Below are 21,968 nucleotides of genomic sequence, written 5' to 3'. Positions count from 1 at the left end.
TCTTAAAAATTAAAATAAAGGAAAGTCGATATTGAGCTCATGGACACAATGCAGGCAACAAGTATAACCCATGTAAACACAAGGGATAATGCATTGGTCCTATACTTTCTTTCATAATTGTTCTCACAGCAAAGACAGATAACAAAAGCGGCCAATAGCGATAAAATGCATCCTGTCATAAGTACCGTGTGATCTGAGCTTGGAAGATGCAGGAATTCTAACACATACTTGAATTTAGGTATTCTGAATCCCTCTATCAGCTCTGATCTTACATCCAGATTAACTACGCCAAAACGTTTGATGATCTGAATAAACTGTGTTACACTCGCTCCCCTGAACATGATCCATGATACGCACAGAAATTCAAAGGTAACAAACCAGCTCACTGCTCTTATTATGCCCTTCAGGATAACTCCAAAAGGAAGCCTTCCTGCGGCATCACAGACCTTTACATATGTGCCGTGAGTAAGCTTATTGATACACTGAACTACGCCATGGGATATTCCCCACAGGATAAAGGTCCAGTTAGCACCGTGCCATATTCCACTTACCAGGAAAACTATCATCGTATTTATATAGGTTCTGAGTTTTCCTTTTCTGTTTCCTCCAAGAGGAATATAAACATATGTGGTAAGGAATCTGGTCAGTGTCAAATGCCATCTTTTCCAGAATTCAGCGATTGATATAGCCTTGAAAGGAGAATTGAAATTCATGGGAATGTCAAAATTAAACATCGCTCCAAGACCTGTTGCCATATCACTGTAACCGCTAAAATCAAAATAAAGTTGGAATGCATAAGCAGTCATTACAATTATTATCTCTGGTATTGTGAGAGCCCCCTCCCCTGCGGGAATAAGAGATGCCTGTGAATATCCAAAATCCACTGCTTTGCCAAACATATCAGCTATCAACATCTTCTTACCAAGTCCTCTGGTAAACATCATGATGCCACGGCTCAAATTCTCAAAATACGGTTTTTGTTTTTTACTGTCACGAAATTGTGGAATAAGCTCCGAATGCAGTACAATCGGCCCTGCCACAAGCTGCGGAAAATATGAAACAAACAGCGCATACTCAAGAAAAGAATAATCGTCTGTCTCTCCTCTGTACGCATCTACCACAAATGAAATCTGCTGGAATGTAAAAAAGCTTATTCCCAGTGGGAGTACTATATGTCTAAGATTAAAATCCGTCTTAAAAACTGTATTTATGTTCTGTATGAAAAAATCATAGTATTTAAAGTAAAATATCAGGCCTACATTAAAAATTATCCCCAATACCAAAAAGGGCTTCCGCTTCTTTTTCTCTTCCCCTCCGTGCAATATCATGGCTTTTGACAACAGATAATTTATTGCAATACTGCTGCAGATGATAAGAAGATAGCTTGGATTAAAATATCCATAAAACCACAATGACATTAAAAGCAGGGAAAGCATTGCCGTCTTATGTCTGCCCATTTTATGAAATAAAAAATACATTATGAGCGACAGCGGCAGAAAGCACAGTATGAAAATGTATGAATTAAATTGCATTCATTTGCTCCTAAATCAATTCTTCAAAATACTCGCGCCACATATTATTGACGCGATCAGGATTGTATTTTTCCCTGACTTCAAGTGCCGCTCCTGCCATTTGTCTGGCTTGTGGCAGATCAGCCATCAACCTGTCAAGGGCATGAAAAATATTTGCTGCCATTGTCACATCCGTATCCATAGGCATAAGAAGACCGTTTATACCATTTTCAATAAGATCTGCCGGTCCTCCGCAGGGACAATCCGTAGAAATACAGCAAAGTCCCAATGACATTGCTTCTATCAGCGCATTGGGCATACCCTCTGTTCTTGATGTCAGCACAAAGAACTCTGCTTCGCTTATCCTGTCGGCGATTCTGTCAACACTTCCCTTAAAAGTCACCTTTCCGGGTACGCCTCTTCCGGACTCATCGAGAATATCAAGACTTCCGCATAGCTTCTCAAGAACATTCCTGGTTGGTCCATCTCCATATATCATCAGCCTGTAATCAGGATACTTTTTAACCACATGTGAAAAGGCATGGATAAGGATTTTCTGATTCTTGTTCTCATCAAGTCTTCCCACCGATACTATTACCTTTTTTCTATCATCGAAAGGAACTACCTCATGATTTATAAACTCTTCGTTTATTGCATTTGGCAAAACCTTGCACTTAGGCTTAATAAATGCCCCAAAATAGTCCATGGCTCCGTTAGTCTGAACCACAACCCCTGCTGCCTTTGGAAACAGGAATTTCATAGAGGTTTTAAGACCAAATGACGGATACTCCTCTGAAGGCGTTGCTCTTACAGATACCACTACGGGAATTCCCAGTCCTGATGCAGACTGTATTGCCATCACATTATTTTTCCCAAGAAATGACAAAATAAGATCAGGCTTTAACGTCTCCCAGATATTTGTAAGTTTATCGATTCTCTTGGTAAAGTTCTGAATTCTGCTGCCCTTTTCATAAGGCATAAGCGCAGAAAAGACTCTGTTTATCCCCCCCGGTACTCCACCCTTTAAGTCAACATAACGTTCATCTTCATCGGGATTAAGCACCTTGACCGCATTTTTGCCATCATTTGCTTTCAGGACCTTCCAGGCAGCATCAGGAATATCATATTCATCATCAGAAAGGTAGGTTGTGACCAGCGTGACTCTATACCCTATACTGAAAAAATATTCAGCCAGGTTACACATCACCCTCTCTGCTCCACCTTTATTAAGTGAGCCTATGTACATTGCTATGTGCTTTTTCTTAAGACTCGCTCTTTCGTCCATATAAAACCTCATCTGTCAGTTACAAAAATCTGACTACATATATCTCTCGTACCACTGCTGGAAATTGAAAAAGCTCCAGGAAAGCTTCGAATAATTAGCGCCGGTTGCAGGACCTCCATCACCTTTTTCAAGATAATTTCTGATAAAGTGTGAAGTATATTTAGCATCAAACACTCCCTGTCTCTTAAGGAAGCTTTCATCACTGTAATCTATCAGCTTATCTCTAAGAGGCCCTCTAAGCCATGCATCCATGGGAACTCCAAATCCCTTTTTGGGTCTGTCCAGTAACTGTCTTGGTATGTAATCATAAGCAATATCCTTAAGAATATGCTTCTTATCCCCATCCATAAACTTATATTTATGTGGTATGGAAAAGCTGTATTCCATTACATCCGTATCCATGATCGGACATCTGCACTCAAGAGAATACTTCATTGATGCCCTGTCCATTTTAACTAGAATATCTCCAGGAAGATATGTATCCATATCCAGAATCATACGCCTTATCTGCCAGTCTGATATCCCGTAAGAAGATTCTATAGGATATTTGCAGGGGAAAAGGCCATCATCTCCAAAGTCACCTATCATATACTGATCATATGTAAGAATCTGATCCATGCTCTCTTTACCTGTTACAAAAGCATGTGCTGAAAGAATATAGCTGGGAGATGAAAACTGTGTCTTTGTCTCCGGATTCCTGTTATCTGCGACAACCTGTACCCTGAAGGGCATTTTCTTAAGAAGCTTCTCATTTCCTACAGGAATCTGTCCAATGCCGTTTACGATTGCCCCCGGAATATCCAGCTTTTGTGCCTGCGCTACATTTTCATAGATATTGTAGCCACAGAAAAATTCATCACCGCCATCACCTGATAATGCAACAGTAACAGACTCCCTTGCAAGCTTGCATACAAGCATGGTCGGTATTTCCGACTCATCCGCAAAGGGTTCATCATAGTATGCAGGAATGCTTTCCACAAGATCAAGCATTTCAGACTCGTCGATGTACAGCTCTGTGTGATCTGTTCCAAGATGCTTTGCAACCTGCTTTGCAAATTCTGCTTCATTATACTCAGGAACGTTAAATCCTATACTGAAGGTCTTTACCGGCTCCTTACTGTTTTCCTGGGCAAGTGCCGTTATAAGTGAGGAATCATAGCCTCCAGACAAAAAGGCCCCCAGCGGAACATCGGCTATCATTCTGTTTGCAACCGACTTTTGAAGTCGCTTTTTAAGTCCGGCCTTCGCCTCTTCATAGGAAGAAACCATATTGGCTGAATTATCCTTATAGGCTTTTTTAACATCCCAGTACTTGTATTTTGTAGTATTTCCGTTATTAAAAATAAGCATCTGCCCGGGCTCTACCTGCCACACATTCTCAAAAATACTCTCCGGAGCATTGATGTACTGCTGGTAAAGGTATCTGGGTATTATGGATTTTCTGATATTACCTGTAAATCCGGGGCATTTCATTATAGGTTTAAGCTCAGAGGCAAAAACAAGATTGTTATCCTCAAGCCAGTAATAAAGAGGCTTTTTACCTATTCTGTCGCGCACAAGATAAACATCCTGTGTTTCCCTGTCATATAGCGCAATTGAAAACATACCATGGATATGCTCCGCAAATTTAGCTCCCCATTTAAGGTATCCTGCCAGGATAACTTCTGTGTCACAGGTGGATTTAAAAGGATAATCTCTAAGCTCCTCCTTTAATTCGAGAAAGTTATATATCTCTCCGTTAAAAACGACAGAAATCCTGCCATCCTCCGTAGACATGGGCTGATGCCCAAGGGGCGAAAGATCCAGGATTGAAAGTCTTCTCTGTGCAAAGCCTATAACGTAGCCGTCTCTGCCCGGGTAAAGCTCTACTCCACTGTCATCAGGACCTCTGTGGATCATTGTGTCATTCATGACTGTGAGCTCTTCCTTGGTTATTCTGTTTCTGGATATATATCCGCAGATTCCGCACATGGGCTGCTCCTTTTCCTTTAATATTTTTATTGAAATAAGTAATGATCGTGATATTTAGTGGTCAGCGTAATATAGACTTATATAACCTCTTCCAAAAACTCTTTCCACTGCTCAAATATTGTTTCAGAGTTTGCTATATCATATACTTTGGCTGCTTCTATGCCAAAACGTTTTGCCATGTCTTTATCCTCAATAAGACGGCATATTCTGTCAGCCAGAGCATCAGCATCTCCCACCGGAACCAGAAATCCGTTTTCTCCGTCCCGTATAACTGTTCTTGGTCCTCCGGGAGGACAGTCAGTAGACACCACTGGCATTCCCATAGCCATTGCTTCCAGCAGAGAGTTGGGAAAGCCCTCGTAATCCGAGCTGTAGGCATATACCTCTCCCTTAGGTATCTCTGCATCTATGTGTTTGCAGGGCCCCATCAAAAAGATAAAATCCTCTGCATTATTATCTGCTATCTTCTTTTCCAGCTTTTCCCTGGTTCCATCCTCAGATCCGCCTCCGTATATTCTAAGGACATAATCCGGATGGCGGTCATGGACCTTCAAAAATGCATCACAGAGCATGAGCTGATTCTTAAAATCCACAAGTCTTGCGTGATGCACAACTGCCTTATCCGGTTGTTGCGGATGTGCAACTCCATGATACTTTGCATTTATAGGATTTAATATAATCCTTGAATTATCCTGCAGGTAGGGCTTAAAGAATTCTTTTTGTTCCTCAGTCTGAAACACACAGCCTGCTGCCCTTGGAAAAAGCCATTTTATCTGTATCTTATCTGAAAATGCATCATAGTTACCGACAGGATTTATTCTGACTGAAATCACCGTAGGTGTTTTGGTACTCCTGCTTGCCATAAGTGCTCTGTAATTTGCTCTGTGAGCAAATGCCACAAGAACATCCGGCTTGTACTCCTTTAGAAACGCCTTAAGATACTTCACTCTCAAAAAGAATTTGGTAATTCTGTCCTTCTTCTCATCACTCTCAAGAAGTCCCACATGGATTCTGTTTATCCTGGGATCAAGGGTGAATTCATTCTCATCATACCACTCTGTAGCAATGAAAACCTCATACCCGGATCTGGCGAACTGATTGGCCAGATTACTTACAACTCTCTCAGCTCCGCCCTGACCAAGGCTATTTAAATGAAACGCAATTCTTTTCATAATTATCTCATTCCACTGTTTTCATAATTGATTTTGCACTACCCGCACAAGCAGGATGTTATAGATTCCTGTTTTTCCTCAGAAAAACGGGAATCGTATTGGACCAGGTCCTCGCAAAGCGAGGGGCGTGTCCTGCCGAAGGCAGGATTTTTGCGGGCGATTTCCGCTTTTGCCCACAAAAAGTCATCAAATCTTCTCAAGTATTGTATAAAGATTCTTTGCATATCCCTCAGGATTATAGGAAAGTGCTCTCTCGTAGGCCTTCCTGCCATATTTTTTCATCTTTTCCTCATCTGTGATCATTTTGAGGATTCCATAGGCAAGGAGCATATCCTCCTCTGTAATATTGGATGCATCAAGATCAATGTTCTGATCCATATCAGGAACGATTATTCCGAATTCACCCTCAATTATCTTATCTGTTGATGATCCGTCAGGCGCATCGGAAATAAGCTTCTGATATTCCTTCTCATTCAGAAGAATCTCTCTTGGTCCGGTTTTGCAATCAGCAGCCACGCAGGGTTTTCCCAGTGCCATAGCTTCAAGAAGCGCATTAGGGAATCCCTCATGGTTTGAACTTAAAACGTACAGATCAGCCGCATCCACAAACGGGAAGGGATTTTTCTGAAGTCCAGGGAAAAAGACCTTCTTTCCAATTCCGAGATCATCAGCCAGTTTCCTAAGTCCGCTAAAATCACCTGTTCCTACAATCACAAGCCTTGAATCAGGATAATCCCTGGCCACGATTGAAAATGCCTTGATCAAGTGCCAGAATCCCTTGATATAATCCTGTCTTCCAACAGATACGATGGTGAAAGGACTATCCAGTGTGTTGTCAACAAGCAGTCCATTTCCAAACATATCCTTTGCTCTAAAGAGCCCTTCCTTGTCCCCGGCTTTTTCAGTAATCATGGATATATCCAGCGGATTGTAGATATAGCTGCTCTTCTCATAATTGTAATCACGCTCAAGCTCTCTCATTATTTCCTTGGAACAGGAAAGAACCTGGTCTGCCCTTTTACAAAAAAGAGTAACTTCCCTTTTATTCTCCATATCAGTAGAACATCTAAGGCCCGTAAGTACCTTAGCCCTGTTACCAGCCTTTGAAAGAACATTAACATAGTTGGCACTTGAGCCGAAGCTGTATGAAATATCAATATTATGGCTCTTCTTATAACTTCTGACCTTTCGCACTCTGCGAAGTACATTTACAACCTTGCCAAGCTTCCCAAATTTCCTGGTGGCAGGCACATTAATGTTTACCACGTCTATTCCGGATACATCATAATTGATATCTTTGTCAGAAAAAATCAGAATAGTCACCTTATAATATTTTTGCATAAGCCTGGCAGTCGCCACGCAGACTCTCTCAAATCCGCCCTGGTGAAGCATCGGCACCATAAGTAAAAGTCGTTTCATTAAAATTTCCCTGTAAGATAGAATTGTTGCATTATCTCAGCCTGGGTCCTGACATCAAAACCGGCTTTTTTTATCATTGCATTTACAGGCTCTCTGGAAGCCTCTCTGTCGCCTATAGGTATCTCTTCCTCATTCTTACTGTCACTTTCCCTGTAGTCACGGAGCATAAGATCATTTAAAATCTTTCTGGCCCAGACCGCCGGCGGCTCCTCTATGCTCATCCTGCTGACAAGAGGAGTAATATCAACCTCCGGAGTGATTGAATCAGATATAAGGCACTGAAGTCCTGCAGACTGCGCTTCAACAACTGTTCCCGGAAGTCCCTCATATCTTGAAGGGAAAAGAAAATAATCCATAGCCTGATAATACTCATTGGCATTGGTTTTGTTCCCGCAGAATATAACATGCTTATCTATGTGAAGGTCAGATGCAAGCTGCTTCATAGTGTCCATAAGCGAACCTTCGCCAAGCATCAGAAGACGTATACGCATTCCATGAAGAATGTTAAAGGAATTCGAATCATCATGGCTTAAGATTCTCAAAAACTCTGCAAACACCTTCAGAAGATACTCATGATTTTTGGCATAATGAAATCTTCCCACATGTCCTATGACAATTGCATTTGAAAGTCCAAGTTCATTCCTTATCTTGTTTCTGATCTCCTGATTATAGACAAAACGCCTCAAATCGATTGCATTGGGAATTATCCTTACCTGTCCATCGTCTGTCATGGCATCGCCAAATACTGATCTTGCGGCATTTTCCGTGCAGGCAAACCTGAGATCACATGTCCCTGCCTTAGCCAGAGGGCTTCTGATTATTCTGGTGACAACGCCCTTGATTCCCGGGTCCACACCTGCGCTTCTTGCATGAGCAATTGTAGTATTGATACCACAGCTCTTCGCAAGAGGAAGATATATCGCAGCAGTACTTGTCATATGCCCCTGCACCATCCTCCACTCACCGCGATGCTGCATAAAAAACATACGTATAGCATTCTTGTAATCCCTTGCGTTTGTTCCATGAAATTTTGGAATCGCATATATATTTCCACCGAGCTTCTTAACCGTGGCATCAAAATAGTCAGGCTCCCTGACCGCCATAAGCTCATCCGAGGTGGGACATTTTTTGCCTGTAGCTTCGGGATCCGAGTGAACCAGGAAATCAAACTGTACACGCTCTCTGTCTATATGCCTGTACAGATCCATAATCCTGCTCTCAGCCCCTCCAAGTCCCAATGTTCCAAAAACATGCAAAATTCTTATCGGTTCTGCCATCGTTACCACCTTTTATTTACGGCAATATATTTTAAACGTGCCATCAGATATTCTTTAATCCCCTGAAAAGCCGGGGCTTCCACAGGTTCCTGCATGAGCCATTCATCCCAGCTCACCACTTTGCCTGATTCGAATACCTTCTCGTAATATGCAAAATCATCCCCGTTTAATGTATTAGTATGAATTACGAAGGTAGTATATCCCTCGCTCTCATCCTTAAGCACTGAATCCTTCCTGAAAGATATAGGAAAGAAAGTCAAATCAAATCGTCTGTAGGCCTGTTTTCCAAAGCCGTCAGTAATTCTTCTGAAACCACTTTCCGCAAGCGCTTTTATGGTATTTCTGTCATAGCTGTGACTTGGAGCCATGAAAAAATCAGTGGCTATGCCATGACTGCCAAGAATGCTTTTTCCTTCAGAGATCATGCTTATCTGCTTCTCAAGACTGATACCTGCAAACTCCGACTTTTTATTAAGTGGGAACATTCCGCCCTTTTTAGTCGTATATACATGGTTAAGACCATGCATGGCAATTATCCAGCCCTCTGTCTGCAGATTCCTTATCAGATGCCAGAAATGATAATCCTTCTCCTTTATCTTATCATCACCGCTAAAGTCATCATCTGACCCATTTGAAGAGTTGTCCTCCTCTTCATCTCTGAAGGCATCCAGTTTAGGATCCTTATTTTCCGGGACAACACCAATAAGAGGCTTTATGTGATTCTCATCAAGCAGCCTCTTAAACCTTCTGAATTTTCCCATATCCATTCCCGGAGAAATGTCATCAAGTCTTATAACTATCTTCATACAACAACGCCGCCACTTTTTCGGTGGCGGCATATCCCCCTAGTCTTTGCTGTTTGACTAAATACTGTTATCATCCGATAACCACTAAACAGCATTTATATATTTTCTTATTAAAGTCTCCAATAGCTGAACTCAGCGCCATCGAAATCATCCTTATTATATATTCCCTTCACGTCAAGGAATACTCTCTTCTTATGCTCCGGGTTGTACCACTTTTTAATCTCATCAATGGTAATACCCTTGAATTCCTCATGAGCAACAGCCATGATAACTGCATCCATATCCTTAACAGCATCCATGTTATCAAAAGTGATGCCATAAAGTCTTTTTGCTTCTGCGCTGTCAGCCTCTGGATCAACCACTACAGGATCGATGCCATATTCCCTGAGCTCATTATAAATATCAATTACCTTGGTATTTCTTGTATCAGGGCAGTTCTCTTTAAATGTGAAACCAAGAATTGCCACCTTTGCATTCTTAACATTAAGATCCTGTGCTATCAGATTCTTAACGCAGGATTCTGCAATATACTTACCCATATCATCATTGATACGACGTCCTGAGAGAATTATCTGGCTGTGATAGCCAAGCTCCTCAGCCTTGTATGTAAGATAATAGGGATCAACACCTATACAATGTCCTCCTACAAGTCCGGGTCTGAATCCAAGGAAATTCCACTTGGTTCCTGCTGCCTCAAGGACACTCTTTGTATCTATTCCCATCTTATGGAAGATCATAGAAAGCTCATTCATAAATGCTATGTTGATGTCTCTCTGGCTGTTCTCGATAACCTTGGCAGCCTCGGCAACCTTGATGCTGTCAGCCTCATGAACACCTGCAAGAGCAACGAGCTTATAAACGTTTGCAACCTCCTCAAGTGTCTCCTTATCCATTCCGGAAACAATCTTAACGATGGTCTCAAGCCTGTGAACCTTATCACCGGGGTTGATACGCTCAGGTGAATAACCAACCTTGAAATCAACACCACACTTTAAGCCTGATTCCTTCTCAAGGATCGGAACGCAGATATCCTCAGTTACTCCGGGATATACTGTTGATTCATAAACAACTATTGAGCCTTTAGTCAGATTTTTACCGAGTGTTCTGCTGGCACTTTCAACAGGAGTAAGATCCGGTGTGTGGTCATCATTAACAGGTGTGGGAACTGCAACAATGTGGAATCTGCACTCCTTAAGTTTCTCGGGATCAGCAGTAAAATCTACAGTAGTTTCGCTGATTGCTGCATCTCCAACCTCTCTTGTAGGATCAACACCACTCTTATAAAGTGCAACCTTCTCTGCATTAAAGTCATAACCTACAACCTTTATCTTTTTTGCAAAGGCTACTGCGATAGGCATACCCACATATCCAAGACCTACTAATGAAAGCTTTTCTTCTCCTGCAAGGAGCTTCTCATACAAACTCATTTTTATACCTCTACTATTATATAGTGATTTAAGGGAGAAAAAATCTCCACTCACTGATGATACGAATTTCTTCGTCGTTACTTTTCGCACCTTAAAGTGCTCACAGCAACACTTCATTTCTTTAAAACTTTATAAAGACTTACTCTACAGGCAGTAATCAGGCCTGTCTAGATTTTTAGCCTTCACAACCTATTATACTATGTATGTCAACTTAGGAGCATATACCGTTAAGTTCCTTCTTATAGGCATCAATAACAAGCTGCCTGTCGAAGTTCTTCTCTATATATGATCTGCCGGCGATTCCCATCCTCTTGCGGTCCTCTTCTCCCAGAGAAAGGATTCTTCTCATGGCATTTACCAGAGAGTCAGCACTTTTTACATCAAAGGTAAAGCCGCTTTTTTCTCCGTCAAGAGCTTCTATACAGCCATGAATGTTGGTGCATAAAATCGGTCGTCCGCAGGCTGCAGCTTCAAGAAGCACATTTGACATTCCCTCATGGTAGGAAGGATGAACTATTATGTGGCTCTTTGCCATCACCGGCTCGACAGAATCAAGATGTCCAAAGTAATGAAGGATTCCTTTATCCTCAAGGGCTTTTATGCGGGGTTCATAGATGTCTCTCTCATCCTCCTCGAACTCTCCCACCAGATCAAAGCATACATTCTCATACTCGGAGCTGATTTTTTCAGCAGCTTCCAGGTATTCCTCTATACCCTTATCCTTCATCATCCTAATAACCGCAAGGAAGTGGATTCCTTCCGACTCATCGGGATATTCGTGAAAAGGATGGTCTGTCAGATTAACTCCGGAACCGGGAAGAAGTCCGCTGTTCTTAAGAGCAACTCCTCTTTCCTGCATGAAGTGTCTGTTTCTCTCATTTTGAAAAAAGACTTTTCTTGCTCCCTTTGTGGCTCCTCTGTAAAGCCCTATCAGAACCTTGCTCATGACTCCGCCATTCTCAATGGCTGTTCCAAGACCGGTAATGTTGGTTATATATGGAGTACCGGTAAGCTTACATGCCATACCGCCATATATATTAGGCTTTATTGTATAAGTAAGAACTGCCCCGGGTTTTTCTCTCCTTATCATATCCCTGTATCCGATCAAGAGTGCAAGGTCCTTTAAAGGATTACTACCATGCCTCTCAAGCGGAGTCTCTATAAGCCTTGTACAGTATTCCTCTAGCTTATAACAGTTTTCATCAGGCGGCACTGAGATAAGGACCTCATGTCCTGCATCTAAGAAGGATTTTAAAAGTTCCTTTCGAAAAAGCCACAGCCCATTGGCATAATTTGACAGTATCAGTATTTTCATTGCATTTCCTTCATTCTGCCTTCAAGCTCAGAAAGCTTCTCAATCACCACACTGTCGTACATGAGCATGCAGATATCTTCTTCATACTCTCCGATAACAGGCTCGTTTGCCTTCTTCTCTACTACGTTCTTATATATCAGTGCAGGGAAATCAACTCCCGCTCCATAGGCATGAAGATATGCTCCGCCAAAGCGGGGATTAATCTCGGAAAGATAATACTGCCCGTCCTTATAGAACAGATCCATATCAAGAGGACCATTGAACTTAAATACTTTCATGGCATTTTTAACAAAGTCAAAAAGAGCCTCATCCTTGAAGGATATCGTCTTATTAGCTCCTCCGATGGTGGTTGAGATCTTCTTCTTGGAAAAAATAGCCACAGGTTCATGTGTGAAGGTATCAACATAAACATCTGCATCCATATCCTTACCATCCATGAACTGCTGGATTATAAGTTCAGGATTTCTGGCAGTGAGCTCCTCTAAAAGTTCAAGGCTCTCAACCTTTCTGGCTCCGACACTTCCACTGCCTGTTCTGGGCTTTACAAATACAGGGAAATCTATCTCTTTTCTGTCGTAGCTTTTCTTAAAATCAGAGAATGATCCAAAGGTCAGAACCGTAGGAATTCCTTTCTCTGTCAGATATTTAAACATCTCATATTTATCAAAGCACAGATCAGCTGTCTCCTTATAAGGTGCAAGAACCTCTACTCCTATGGCATCAAATTCAGCTCTATGCTCAGCAAGTATGGATATTTCAGGATCGATAAGTGTGGTTATGGCATCTATCTCTTCCTTTTTACATATCTCAAGTATGGTAGGAACATATCTTATATCATTTATAAGCGGAACTCTGTATACCACATCTGCAAAGGCAGGCGCAGGCGCATAGGGACTGTTATCCGTAACTACTATCTTAATCTTATCACCCAGTGTCTGTCTGAAATCCTTAAGTAATTCGCAGCGTCTTCCCACGCTGGTAAATAAAATATTCATTATTGGTTCACCTCGTTCTTTTCAGGAGTGCCTGTAAAGGCCTCCATAGTAGCATCTGTTTTGCTGTTTACATCATCATGCTTAAAGACAACAGCAACAGTCATAAATACTATTTTTAAATCCATCAGAAAGGACATGTGATCAACATAGTATACGTCCTTCTCAAACCTGTCCTCCCAGCTAAGAAGATTCCTTCCGTTCACCTGAGCCCATCCGGTAAGTCCCGGACGAACCTCGTGGCGTCTCTTCTGCTCTGAATTATATAAAGGAAGATATTTTACAAGAAGCGGTCTTGGTCCCACAAAGCTCATATCACCCTTAAGTATGTTTATAAACTCAGGAAGCTCATCAAGACTTGTGGCGCGAAGTTTTTTCCCGAACTCAGGAAGCCTGTCTTCATCAGGTAAGAGATTGCCGTTCTCGTCCTTTTTATCTGTCATGGATCTGAATTTATACAGGTTAAACACCTTCTCATCCTTTCCCGGACGGGGCTGCCTGAATATCACAGGACTCCCCAGCTTAACCCTGACCAGTATCGCAAGTATAAGATAAAGCCAGCTAAAGCATATCAGTACCGTAAGTGAAAGGATTATATCTATTATTCTTTTTATGCACAGGGCATAGATTCCCTGCCTTCTTTTTTTATTATTCATTTTTATCATCCATAATTGCCAATTATTATTCCAATATTGTATTATAACCTATAGAAGTTTTATTTCAAATAATCGTTTTGCAGGGAGTTTTAATAAAATGAAGTTAGATTTAAGAAGAGGCAGCATCAGGCTTGTAGTAGTACTTTTAGCTGCTTTTTTGATGGCATTAAATATCCAGACCTTCGTTAACGCAGGAGGTCTTTATCCCGGGGGAGCTCAGGGCCTTACCATCATCATCCAGCGTATTGCCCTTAAGTTTTTCGACATTAGAATCCCCTATACGCCCATTAACATCATACTGAATATAATTCCCATCTATATTGGTTTTCGTTATATCGGTAAAAAATTCACTTTATATTCCATGATAATGGTTGTATTCAACGGCTTTTTTGTTGACCTTATTCCCAGCCATGTCATAACCCACGATCCGCTTTTGATATCCGTATTTGGCGGTATCATCGCAGGTGTTTCACTTTCAATCTGCCTTAAGGTTGATGCTACAAGCGGTGGTACTGATTTTATCTCCATATTCCTTTCACAGAGAAAGGGTATCGACGCCTTCCCGATAATCCTTGCCGGCAACTGCATCATCCTTACTGTTGCAGGTATACTCTTTGGTTGGGACAAAGCTTTATATTCAATCATCTTCCAGTATGTATCCACACAGGTTCTTCATATTATGTACAGAACCTATCAGCAGCAGACACTGTTCATTATCACCGACAAGCCTGCAGAAGTATGTGAGATCATCTACAGAATCAGTAACCACGGAGCTACCCTCATGCACGGCGAAGGTTCCTTTGAGCACAACAACAAGATGGTTGTTTACTCCGTAGTCAGTGCCTCCGATATAAGGAAACTGATCCCTGCTATTAAGGAAGTTGACGATGGCGCTTTCATAAACTCCATCAGAACCGACAGGGTTCAGGGTAACTTCTACTTAAAGCCCAGAGACTGATCCATATAGTACTTAAAATGATTATTGTCAGGTAACACTCATAAATGCTTTAGCTATGCAAAAATCCCACACCATGTCACATGCGGTGTGGGATTTTTTATTCATTATTTATTTGGATGCAAGTTCAAGAGCTTCATCAATATGTGCCGCAAAGTTCTCACGGCCGACCTTGTCCACAAATCCATCCTTTTCCATGGTTCTCATGGGCTGCTCGTTAACATGTGAGAATATGAGGCGAACACCTTTCTTCTTGCAGTCCTCATAGAGCATCTCCAAAGATCTCATAGCTGTTGCATCGAGGGCTGGTACGCTTCTCATTCTTATTACAAGGCTCTTTGTAAATTCCTTGGTGGTTATGTTTGCCAGAGCATCAGCATCACCAAAGAACATAGGTCCTGATATCTCATATACACGGACATGCTTAGGTACTACTCTGAGATCAATGCTGTCCGGATCCTCTTTAGTCACATCTGTGTCATCAGGATCTACATAAGTCCAGCTTCGAACTGAAGACTCCTCGCTCATTCTCTTCATGAAAAGTAGACATGCGAGAACCATTCCAACTTCAATAGCAACAACAAGATCAAATACAACTGTAAGAACAAAAGTTGTAACAAGTACGATTATGTCACTCTTGGGAGCTGTCTTACACAGATGTGTAAAGGGTCTCCACTGGCACATATTGTAGGCAACCTGGAACAGGATTGCTGCAATTGTAGGCATCGGTATAAGAGCCGCATAGGGCATCAGAACCACCAGTACCAACAAAAGTACTATAGAATGAACAATACCGGCGATAGGTGTTCTACCACCATTCTTGATATTTGCAGCTGTTCTTGCGATAGCACCTGTTGCAGGAATACCACCGAATAAAACAGAACCGATGTTACCACAGCCCTGTGCTATAAGCTCCATATTGGATCTGTGATGTGAACCGATCATTCCATCTGCAACAACTGCTGAAAGAAGTGATTCTATCGCAGCAAGTATTGCAATAGTAAAGCCATTTGAAAAAGATCCTCTTATAAGCTTCCAGCTGAATACCGGAGCGTGGAATTTAGGAAGTCCACCGTTTATTGTATAAAGATCTCCTATGGTATTAACCTTAAGACCAAGTCCCTTGACCATCAGGATACCTACGATTACCGCAATAAGTGATGCAGGAATCTTCTCGAAAAACTTAGGCCATATAATAAGCACTGCAAGGCACACAAGACCAACAATTAGTGCCTGATAATTTAAGGTAGATATATTGTTGATAATGGCTTCTACTTTCTCAGTAGTTTCGATAGTCACTGTTCCCTTGGGATATGTAAGTCCCAGGAAGTCCTTTATCTGTCCCACAAGAATAGTAACTGCAATACCTGCAGTAAAGCCTGTTGTGATTGTATAGGGAATAAACTTGATAAGAGTTCCGAGTCTTAAAAGACCCATTACTATAAGAAGAATTCCGGCTATTATGGTTGCCATCATCAGGCCTTCCATTCCGTCCTTAGCCACAATGCCTGCTACAATTGTAGCAAATGCTGCCGTAGGACCGGCTATCTGAACTCTGCTGCCACCCAGGAATGAAATGATGAATCCTGCCACGATTGCCGTATAAAGACCTTCCTCAGGTCCAACACCGGAAGCCAGCGCCAGAGCAATCGATAGCGGAAGTGCAATGATTGCAACAATAATACCGGAAATCACATCAGTAGTGAATTGCTTCGCCGAATACTGCTTTATCACAGAGAAAAGCATCGGCTTAATTTTGTCCTTTTTCATAATCTAAAATCTCCCATAAATGCCCGGATCATGTGCCTGCATGTTCATCTTCATCAAATCATAAAGAATATATCAGTACACTACTTCACCGGATGATTACTTAAAACAGACAAAATTATATCACAATTTTTTTGTTATAAAAATTTATTATTTGTATAAATCCAAAAGATTATTGAGCTCTTCCTTGTACGCTTTTACCACAGAGGCGGGAGCAGATATTTTTATGGATGGCCCAAGACCAAACAACCACCCAAAGAACTGCTCACTGACAGCAACCTCAACTCTCACATCAGACCACCCCTTCTTTTTGGCAGGTTTTATCATTATTTCTTTTCCGAACCTGTCCAGAAGAACTCCGATCATCTCATCCTTTATTGTCAAAGTCACATTCGTGGCTTCACCGCCAAACATACCAAAAGCCCTGTTGGTGTATTCAGCCAGATCAAAGGCCTTAAAATGCTCTTTTCCCTCTCTCTTATCATCCAGAATTTCTATTTTATTCATCTTATCTACGCGGTAGTGCTTAATAATTCCAGCATCAGAGTCATAAGCGATGAGATAATAATTTTCATCATTCCAGGTAAGACGCCAGGGACTTATTACATAAGCCTCTTTTTTTCTTGGAACAAGTTTTTTGTCTGTATTCCAGGTCATGTAATTAAATTTTATCTTTCTGTTTTGTGAAATAGCGTTGTGAATCTCATCGACAGTATAATAGATGCTCTCGTTCATGGTTTTTATGCGTCCACTCACGGAAAGCTGTCGCTCAAGCTGAATAGCTTCATAATTACTTGCAAGAGTAGTCAGTTTTTTTATCAAAGCATTGGATTTTTTCTCGGTTATAAACTTAAAGGACTGTATGGCATCCACCAGAAGCTTTAATTCAGCCAGTTCAAATCTTCTGCTTCCGATATGATAGCAAAAATTTTTCCCTGTTTTTTCACCTACCACATCAAGCCCGATATCATTCAGGGCATCTATATCAGTGTAAATGCTTTTTCTGTCAGCACTAACCCCGTATTTTTCCAATTCCTTCAGAATTTCCGGCATGGTAAGACCATGATCATCGTCAGTCTCCTCAAGCAGGATTTTCGAAAGATAGTACAGTTTAAGCTTCTGATTTGTCCCTTTAGGCATTGCAGACCTCCCCTATAAACGCTGACTTATATCTGACCCGGACCGGCCGGATACTGATATAGCCGGCTCTTATAATCAATTCTCTTTATATAGTAAACTTTTAAATGATTTTAAGCAATAATTATCATTTGGCAAAATATGCCTAGCGCCACCGGTATAAATCCGATGGCGCCTGATAATTTAAACTATCTGCAGTAATAAATCATGTGCTGTCCCATACTGACAGTTTTCCACATAATCCCATAACTCAAAAGTCTGACCAATATGTGAGATTATAAAAGGTGTGCTCTTAATTCCTCACCGCTCTTATCTGAAAGATATGCCGGAGGGATGTCAAGCATGGTTCTGCAGCCTGTCTGACCTTCCTTGTTCATGCGAAGTGCTGCTCTTGCTGCTGCAACAAGTACGCTTGTTGTGAATTCCGGATTGGAATCAAGCTTTAAGCTATACTCAATAACATGGTTGTGCTCTTTATCTGCACCTGTCTTACCTGTTCTGAATACAAATCCGCCGTGAGCCATTCCGCTGTGGTTCTTAAGAAGCTCCTCTTCGCTGATGAAATGTACAGTTGTATCATAATCAGCAAAGTAGTTGGGCATCTCCTTGATTTCCTTTTCTACCTTTGCTGCATCTGCGCCATCCTCAAGAACAACGAAGCACTCTCTTGTGTGCTTGTCACGGGTTGTAAGCTCAGGATTCTTGCCACTTCTTACTGCTTCAAGTGCGCTCTCAACAGGGATTGTATACTGCTTTGCATTCTTTACGCCCTCGATACGTCTGATCGCATCTGAGTGGCCCTGAGAAACGCCCTTGCCCCAGAATGTATAATCATTTCCATCGGGAAGGATCGCATTTGAGTAAACTCTTGCAAGAGAGAACATTCCGGGATCCCAACCACAGGAAATAACTGCAACTTTTCCTGCTTCCTTTGCAGATGCATCAACATTTGCAAAATGCTCCGGAATTCTTGCGTGTGTATCAAAACTATCTACTACATTAAACAGCTTTGCGTACTGAGGTGTCTGAACAGGAAGATCTGTAGCACTACCGCCGCAGAGAATCATAACATCAATCTTGTCCTTCCAGTCTTCAACATCATTTACAGAAACAACAGGAACGCCCTGGGTCTTTATTGATAATGATGAAGGATCTCTTCTTGTGAAAACAGCTACGAGCTCCATATCAGGAGCTGCCTTTACTGCAAGTTCAACGCCTTTACCAAGATTTCCATAGCCTAATATACCGATTCTAGTACTCATTTTTCCTCCTTTTGTTGCCTATGGCTAATAAGCCAATGCAATTCGAACTCTTATAAAGCGCATTATACGCTCATTAGTATGTAAAAATCTACAACAAATTTTAACGATTTAATTCGCTAAATTATTTTTAAATTTAAGAATACAGATTTTTTCCATAATATAAGCCTTCTGCAATTTGACCCAAGGGGAGGAACTGCCTACGGAGAATCCCATAGGTCAGTCCAATGCTTCATCGTTGCTTTTACATTACCCAAAGTAGCAGAAGGCCTATTATTTTTGATACCAGAATCTCTTTTTCCAGAAACCTGGGAATTTTTATCTTATATCATATACGCTTCTTAGTCTGAGCTTTGATGTATCGCCTGAAATCACGTCCACAGTAACTTCTCCTGCATTCATATCAAAGTAATTGTCAGACAGGATAAGATCCTCATTTTCATTTAAGATTTCCACGCCGCGGGCATAAGCATCAGCCTTAACAGTAATCTTGCCATCATGAACAGTTGCGGACAGATTCGGATTCTGGAACTTGAAGTACTTCGGCATTGTGAATATGACTGTTCCTGATGAAACAACTTTTCCATCAATCTCTGCTTCGTAGCTCACATACTGCGAGAATCTGTCAGCATCGGCAAAATCAACCTTCTTAGTCCATGTACTTGAAAGGGCAGGAACGAGTATGTTCTTATCAGCACCTGCAGATCCGGGATTTCCTCCCTCTCTTTCGCTATCAAACTCAGCAATACCTTCCCTTAATACTTTTCCGGAAGCATCTCTTAAAGCCCATGTTACCTTAGCGGTAATATCACTTCTGGTCTCATTTGCCACATTGAAAATTGCTTCCTGCTTAACTTCTCTCGGCAGCCAGTTAAGAGGAACTCCGCAGGTCATCTCACCCTCTTCCTGACAGGAAACCATTATCGGAGCAAAGAATCTCTTTTCAGCATAGTGCAGTGCTTTAAGTCTTCCCTGATAGTCTATACTTGACCAGGATGCAACAGGCCAGCAGTCATTAAGCTGCCATACCACGGCACCCATACATCTCCCTCTGTTTCTTCTGAAATGCTCTACGCCGTAGCGGATGGCATCTGCCTGGAGCATCTGTGAAGCATAGATGACTGTGGAAAAATCATTGGGATAAAGGTATGTCTGCTGCATATAATTAAGTATCTTGCCGTTGGCAGCACCATTCCTCTGATGCCTTTCCATAATATATGAAAATACATTCTTATCTGCAGGATCATCAGTGAAGGACTCTACAGTCTTCTCCGCAGGGAAGGACTGGAATCCAAACTCTGACAGGAATCTGAAATAATATTTCCTGTATTCAGAGAATGGCTGATTTTCGTGCCATACTGCCCAGTAATGAACATCCCCGCGATTTTCATCGTTTGGTTCATCAAAGCATCCGCCTGAAGAAGGAGATGCCGGCCAGTAGTACACATCAGGAGCAAATTCCTTCATCATATTAGGAATAAGGTATTCAAACATTATTGTATAATCGCGCTTTTCTGAGGGCTTTGAAACCCACAGACCGTAATTTACAAACATCTCCATCTCATTATTTCCGCACATGAGTCCCAAAGATGCATGATGCCTTATTCTCTTTAAATTATCCTCGAATTCAGCTGTAATATTGTCCTCAAAATCAGGTGTCAGATCATAAACACCGCAGGCGAACATAAAGTCTTCCCAGACAAGTATTCCGTACTCATCGCAGATATCAAAGAACCAGTCATCAGGATAATATCCGCCGCCCCATACTCTGATGGAGTTGTAATTTGCAAATACTGCTTTATCAAGAAGCTTTCTTGTAACCTCAGGATTAACTCTTCCAAGAAGATGATCTTCAGGGATATAATCCGCACCCATGGCAAATACCTTAACACCGTTTACCACGAAGCAGAATTCATTGCCCCATTCATCCTTCTTTGTGCTCACTGTACAGGTACGAAGGCCTATTTTCCTCTCCCATACATCAAGAGCATTGCCACTCTCATCCTTTAAAGTCACCTGAACATTGTAAAGAGGCTGCTTTCCATAACCATTTGGCCACCAAAGCTGCGGATTCTCGATTGTGATTTCATCAGGAATCTCATCCTTATATTCAGTAACGCTTCCGTCAGGAGCTGTAATCTTAATATCAACATTTAATTCAAAATCATCCTTATCCTCGCAGGAGCATGAGTATTCTTCAGCTACGTCGATGATCTCAAATTCAAAATCAAGTCCTACAGTTCCGCTCTCTTTTCCGTCCTTATCAATCTTAACATTCTCATGATTCTGTCTTATCAAAACAGAATCAATTCTTGCCTTGTTAAAGCAGATAAGTGATACAGGTCTGTATATTCCTGCATCCGGAAGATGTGCCCCCCAGTCCCATCCGAACATGCAATGAGCCTTTCTAAGATGAACAAAGCCCTGCATCGCATCTTCGCTTCCTTTTGTGGGAGCTTTTTCATATGCATCTTTTATATATCTTGTGGGTGAATTGAAATAAACCCTGAGCTCGTTCTCATCCTCAAGCTCTTCCTTTATATCAAACTCCCAGATTCTGTGCATATTATAGGTACTGCCCAGTTTTTTTCCGTTTAAATAAATATCCGTGAGCGTATCAAGACCATCAAAATGAAGAATTACATTGTCCGATGAATCTGCTTCTGCAGGCTTTTTAAAATTGCAGACATATTCATAGTCATCATCCATAAGCTTGAGCGCCTTGTCCTCATTATCCTTCCAGAAAGGATCCTCCATCTCACCTTCTCTTAAAAGGTCAGTATAGACGGTGCCGGGGACAACTGCGTTTATCATCTTTGTATCCCCTGCCTTGTGCATTTTCCAATTCTTGTCTAAAAAAATCGTACTCTTCATAAACATTTCTCCTCGTTGTGTATTGGCACGATTACTTCGTAATCCTGCCCTATCGGTCGGAACCATTCCGAATCATGACTTCGTCATGATGGTTCCTCCTCGTAGCTATACCTAATTGTATCTTCAAAAATGCTTTGCCAAACAA

The 21,968-nt window shown here is 41.5% G+C and carries 16 protein-coding genes; 1 reads left to right on the top strand and 15 read right to left on the bottom strand.

The window, feature by feature from the left end; genetic code table 11:
• Nucleotides 1-2 precede the first annotated feature (2 nt).
• The 11 genes from T501_RS02100 to T501_RS02050 all read right to left on the bottom strand — a co-directional run bounded on the left by T501_RS02100 (nt 3) and on the right by T501_RS02050 (nt 13,831).
• Complete coding sequence (locus T501_RS02100) at nt 3-1,418, bottom strand: MBOAT family O-acyltransferase (protein WP_442856331.1); 1,416 nt, start codon at nt 1,416-1,418, stop codon at nt 3-5.
• Nucleotides 1,419-1,542: 124 nt separating this feature from the next.
• Nucleotides 1,543-2,796: a glycosyltransferase gene (locus tag T501_RS02095; RefSeq protein ID WP_050008067.1), complete on the bottom strand. Its 1,254-nt coding sequence runs from the start codon at nt 2,794-2,796 to the stop codon at nt 1,543-1,545.
• A gap of 33 nt (nt 2,797-2,829) precedes the next feature.
• A complete protein-coding gene (gene asnB, locus T501_RS02090) occupies nt 2,830-4,767 on the bottom strand; it encodes an asparagine synthase (glutamine-hydrolyzing) (RefSeq protein ID WP_044913001.1) in 1,938 nt (645 codons plus the stop codon).
• Nucleotides 4,768-4,844: 77 nt separating this feature from the next.
• Nucleotides 4,845-5,939, bottom strand: a complete 1,095-nt coding sequence (locus T501_RS02085; protein WP_026509830.1) for a glycosyltransferase family 4 protein — start codon at nt 5,937-5,939, stop codon at nt 4,845-4,847.
• A gap of 186 nt (nt 5,940-6,125) precedes the next feature.
• Complete coding sequence (locus tag T501_RS02080) at nt 6,126-7,358, bottom strand: glycosyltransferase (protein ID WP_044912998.1); 1,233 nt, start codon at nt 7,356-7,358, stop codon at nt 6,126-6,128.
• Nucleotides 7,358-8,635, bottom strand: a complete 1,278-nt coding sequence (locus T501_RS02075) for a glycosyltransferase (protein WP_044912996.1) — start codon at nt 8,633-8,635, stop codon at nt 7,358-7,360. Before T501_RS02075 ends, T501_RS02080 begins: the two co-directional genes overlap by 1 nt.
• A gap of 2 nt (nt 8,636-8,637) precedes the next feature.
• Nucleotides 8,638-9,441, bottom strand: coding sequence for a DUF2334 domain-containing protein (locus tag T501_RS02070; protein WP_044912994.1), 804 nt, complete (start codon nt 9,439-9,441; stop codon nt 8,638-8,640).
• Between the two features lie 110 nt (nt 9,442-9,551).
• Nucleotides 9,552-10,868, bottom strand: coding sequence for a nucleotide sugar dehydrogenase (locus tag T501_RS02065; RefSeq protein ID WP_044912992.1), 1,317 nt, complete (start codon nt 10,866-10,868; stop codon nt 9,552-9,554).
• A 211-nt stretch (nt 10,869-11,079) separates the two neighbouring features.
• Nucleotides 11,080-12,183 (bottom strand): glycosyltransferase family 4 protein, encoded by a 1,104-nt coding sequence (locus tag T501_RS02060; protein WP_044912990.1) that lies wholly within the window; start codon nt 12,181-12,183, stop codon nt 11,080-11,082.
• A complete protein-coding gene (locus tag T501_RS02055) occupies nt 12,180-13,178 on the bottom strand; it encodes an ATP-grasp domain-containing protein (RefSeq protein ID WP_196814179.1) in 999 nt (332 codons plus the stop codon). Before T501_RS02055 ends, T501_RS02060 begins: the two co-directional genes overlap by 4 nt.
• A complete protein-coding gene (locus tag T501_RS02050; RefSeq protein WP_304412761.1) occupies nt 13,178-13,831 on the bottom strand; it encodes a sugar transferase in 654 nt (217 codons plus the stop codon). The genes T501_RS02055 and T501_RS02050 overlap by 1 nt, the downstream gene beginning before the upstream one ends.
• A 97-nt stretch (nt 13,832-13,928) precedes the next feature.
• Here T501_RS02050 and T501_RS02045 point away from each other — a divergent pair, with 97 nt between their 5' ends.
• Nucleotides 13,929-14,789 (top strand): YitT family protein, encoded by an 861-nt coding sequence (locus T501_RS02045; RefSeq protein ID WP_044912988.1) that lies wholly within the window; start codon nt 13,929-13,931, stop codon nt 14,787-14,789.
• A 108-nt stretch (nt 14,790-14,897) separates the two neighbouring features.
• Here T501_RS02045 and T501_RS02040 read toward each other — a convergent pair whose 3' ends face one another.
• The 4 genes from T501_RS02040 to T501_RS02025 form a co-directional block, all read right to left on the bottom strand.
• Nucleotides 14,898-16,556, bottom strand: a complete 1,659-nt coding sequence (locus tag T501_RS02040; RefSeq protein ID WP_026509821.1) for a SulP family inorganic anion transporter — start codon at nt 16,554-16,556, stop codon at nt 14,898-14,900.
• 147 nt (nt 16,557-16,703) lie between these two features.
• Nucleotides 16,704-17,693 (bottom strand): helix-turn-helix transcriptional regulator, encoded by a 990-nt coding sequence (locus T501_RS02035; RefSeq protein WP_044912986.1) that lies wholly within the window; start codon nt 17,691-17,693, stop codon nt 16,704-16,706.
• Between the two features lie 272 nt (nt 17,694-17,965).
• Nucleotides 17,966-18,952, bottom strand: a complete 987-nt coding sequence (locus T501_RS02030; protein WP_044912985.1) for a diaminopimelate dehydrogenase — start codon at nt 18,950-18,952, stop codon at nt 17,966-17,968.
• Between the two features lie 315 nt (nt 18,953-19,267).
• Nucleotides 19,268-21,823 (bottom strand): beta-mannosidase, encoded by a 2,556-nt coding sequence (locus T501_RS02025; protein ID WP_081843006.1) that lies wholly within the window; start codon nt 21,821-21,823, stop codon nt 19,268-19,270.
• Nucleotides 21,824-21,968: the final 145 nt, after the last annotated feature.

The sequence above is a fragment of the Butyrivibrio sp. WCE2006 genome (assembly GCF_000701985.1).
In the GTDB taxonomy this organism is placed as follows: Bacteria; Bacillota; Clostridia; order Lachnospirales; family Lachnospiraceae; genus Butyrivibrio.
Note: the sequence above shows the minus strand (reverse complement) of the source record. Positions and strands in the feature narration are given on the sequence as shown.